This window comes from Saccharopolyspora antibiotica, assembly GCF_047200635.1.
Taxonomy (GTDB): domain Bacteria; phylum Actinomycetota; class Actinomycetes; order Mycobacteriales; family Pseudonocardiaceae; genus Saccharopolyspora_C.
This window is the reverse complement of the sequence record NZ_JBJZOI010000047.1, coordinates 1-3,117: the sequence shown is the minus strand read 5'-3', so window position 1 is coordinate 3,117 and position 3,117 is coordinate 1. Positions and strand designations below refer to the sequence as shown.

At 69.2% G+C, this 3,117-nt stretch carries 4 protein-coding genes; 3 read left to right on the top strand and 1 reads right to left on the bottom strand.

Annotation, left to right across the window (positions count from 1 at the left end; genetic code table 11):
• A partial coding sequence (locus tag ACL03H_RS23820) for an Hsp70 family protein (protein WP_412813544.1) occupies window positions 1-1,154 on the top strand: 1,154 nt, incomplete at its 5' end.
• Between the two features lie 3 nt (window positions 1,155-1,157).
• Complete coding sequence (locus ACL03H_RS23815) at window positions 1,158-1,730, top strand: nucleotide exchange factor GrpE (RefSeq protein ID WP_412813543.1); 573 nt, start codon at window positions 1,158-1,160, stop codon at window positions 1,728-1,730.
• Window positions 1,731-1,739: 9 nt separating this feature from the next.
• Here ACL03H_RS23815 and ACL03H_RS23810 read toward each other — a convergent pair whose 3' ends face one another.
• Window positions 1,740-2,036, bottom strand: a complete 297-nt coding sequence (locus ACL03H_RS23810; protein WP_412813542.1) for a hypothetical protein — start codon at window positions 2,034-2,036, stop codon at window positions 1,740-1,742.
• Here ACL03H_RS23810 and ACL03H_RS23805 point away from each other — a divergent pair.
• A complete protein-coding gene (locus ACL03H_RS23805) occupies window positions 2,022-3,104 on the top strand; it encodes a helix-turn-helix domain-containing protein (RefSeq protein ID WP_412813541.1) in 1,083 nt (360 codons plus the stop codon). The genes ACL03H_RS23810 and ACL03H_RS23805 overlap by 15 nt on opposite strands.
• Window positions 3,105-3,117: the final 13 nt, after the last annotated feature.

Genomic DNA, 3,117 nt, shown 5'->3' with positions numbered 1-3,117 from the left:
TGCAGCGGATCAAGGAAGCCGCGGAGAAGGCCAAGATCGAGCTGTCCAGCTCGTCCACGGCCAACATCAACCTGCCGTACATCACGGTCGACTCCGAGAAGAACCCGATGTTCCTCGACGAGACCCTGAGCCGTGCGGAGTTCCAGCGCATCACCTCCGACCTGCTGGAGCGCACCCGCAAGCCGTTCGAGAACGCGGTGCGCGACGCCGGGATCTCGGTGCGGGACGTGGACCACGTGGTGATGGTCGGGGGCTCGACGCGGATGCCCGCCGTCACCGACCTGGTCAAGGAGCTCACCGGCGGGAAGGAACCGCACAAGGGCGTGAACCCGGACGAGGTCGTCGCCGTCGGCGCCGCCCTGCAGGCCGGCGTGCTGCGCGGCGAGGTCAAGGACGTCCTGCTGCTGGACGTCACCCCGCTGTCCCTGGGCATCGAGACCAAGGGCGGCATCATGACCAAGCTCATCGAGCGCAACACCACGATCCCCACGCAACGCTCCGAGACCTTCACCACCGCCGACGACAACCAGCCCTCGGTGCAGATCCAGGTCTTCCAGGGCGAGCGCGAGATCGCGGCGCACAACAAGAAGCTCGGCAGCTTCGACCTCACCGGGCTGCCGCCCGCGCCGCGCGGGGTGCCGCAGATCGAGGTCTCCTTCGACATCGACGCCAACGGCATCGTGCACGTCAACGCGAAGGACCTCGGCACCGGCAAGGAGCAGTCCATCCGGATCTCCGGCGGCTCCGCGCTGCCGAAGGAGGACATCGACCGGATGGTCTCCGACGCCGAGGCGCACGCCGAGGAGGACAAGAAGCGGCGCGAGGAGGCGGAGACCCGCAACCAGGCGGAAACGCTCGTCTACCAGACCGAGAAGGTCCTCACCGACAACGACCAGAAGCTCCCTGCTCAGGTCAAGGACCGGGTGCGCGCGACGATCGGCGAGACCAACGAGGCGTTGCGCGGCCAGGACGTCGCCGCGATCCGCGCGGCGGCCGAGAAGCTCGCGACCGAATCGCAGTCGATGGGCGAGGCCCTGTACGCCGACACGGGCACGCCCGCCGGCGGCGGCCCGGGCCCGTCCGGTTCCGGGCAGGGCGGGGACGACGAGGTGGTGGACGCGGAGATCGTCGACGAGCCCCGGGACAAGGAGTGAGACATGGGCGACGACCGCGACGTCCCGCGCCGCTCACCGCTGCCGGTTCCCGCGACGCGACGCCCCACCGGACCGAGGCCCGTTCCGCCGCTGGGCCCCTCGGACCGGCCGGATCCGGTGCCCGAGCGGGAATCCGCCGAGCAGTTGCGCGATGAGCGCGACGCGCACCTGGAATCGCTGCGCCGCGTGACGGCCGAGTTCGACAACTACCGCAAGCGGATGCTCCGCGAGCAGACCGCGTACCTGGACCGCGCCGCCGAGGGCGTGCTCGCCGAGCTGCTGCCGGTGCTGGACGCGGTCGAGCTCGGCGCCCGGCACAACCCCGAGGCGCTGGGGGCCGTGCACCGGCAGCTCCAGCGCACCCTCGCCGCCGAGGGCCTGCACCGCCTGGAACCGCTCGGCGAGCCCTTCGACCCCGCCGAGCACGAGGCGGCCGCCCCGGAACCGTCCAGCGTCGTCCCGCTGCGCCGCCGCGCGGCCGAGCCGGACGCGGTCGTCGCCGAGGTCCTCCGCCCCGGCTACCGGATCCACGGCCACCTGCTGCGGCCCGCGCTGGTCCGCCTCTCTCCGGGGTGAGCGCGAGGATCACCGCCCCGGGAGGGAGTCGGCCCAGATCAGGTGGATCTTCCCGTGCCGGGACAGGTACGAGCGGGCGGACTCGACCGACCCGAACCGCGCCCGGGCGCGACCCCCGTCCTCGGCGCTGATCAGCTCCGCGCCCTCGCCGAAGTCGAGACCCCAGTACCGGACGAACCCGTCCTCGCGCACGCCGATCTCCTCGCACACGGCGAACAACCTCGGCACCTGCGACGCCACCAGCTTCCGCAACTCACCCTCGAACGCCGCGTCGTCCGGGGCCGCCTGGGCGTGCTCGATGTTCATGCTTCCTCCACTGCGTCGGTGTCGCGGACATCCCTGAATTCCACTGTGGACATATCGCCCGATCGGGCTGGGCGGGGCGCGGATACGATCGCGGCGCCTCGACGCCGGGAACGTAGCAATACCCCGAAGTCGCCGAGAAGCACCGAATCGCAGCGCCACGTGCAGGGGTTGCACGCGCGGCTAAGCTGCCAGGGGAGGTCAGAAGTGCCCAAGTTCGCGGGTTCCCAGGCACGGGCCATCGGAGCTGAGATACGCCGAGCCCGAGATTCACTCGATTGGACCTTGGACCAGCTGGCCTCGGCAACGGACATCTCCCGCTCAACGCTGTCCAGGATTGAGACGGGCGCACGACGACCAGGAGCGTGCGAAGTCGCTTCGATCCTGACCGCGCTCTCGGTCACGGGGAACACCAAGGAGAGGCTGATCCGCCTCGCGGGAGATGAAGCCGGGACATGGGTGGGGATCGGCACCGGGATGGCCCAGCAGCTCAGCGCCGTCGCGGCCTACGAAGCCGAAGCACACTCGATCCACGAGTTCCAGATCTCGGTGTTCCCCGGCCTGCTCCAGACGGCCGCCTACGCGAACGCGCTGATCGCCACCTCGCCGCTCGGATCAGCAGCACGAGATCGAGCCGTATTCACCCGAGTCGAAAGACAGTCCGCGCTGAGCAGGACGGGATTGCGCCACTACGCCGCCTTCGTCGACGAAGCAGCATTGCGTCGACGTGCGGGAACGGATCCGCGCTTGATGGCCGATCAGCTGCTGAGTCTGATCAAGGCGAACAGCGCGCCGACCAACTCGATCCGAGTCCTCCCCTTCACCCTCGGCGCGTACTGGGGATGCGAAGGCCCCTTCACCTTGTACTCGTTGCACGACGACCACCACGTGGTCTACCAGGAGAACGCGGGAAGCGGAGTCTTCATCGACGATCGAGCGGCCGAGACCTACGTGCGCGTCCTGAGGAACCTGGAGGACATCGCTCTGGATGCACAGGAGTCGAACGCACTCCTGGCGGAGTACGCAGAAAGGTATGCCCATGTTCTTCGAGTTCCGCAAGAGCAGCTATAGCGGTGGCGGCAGC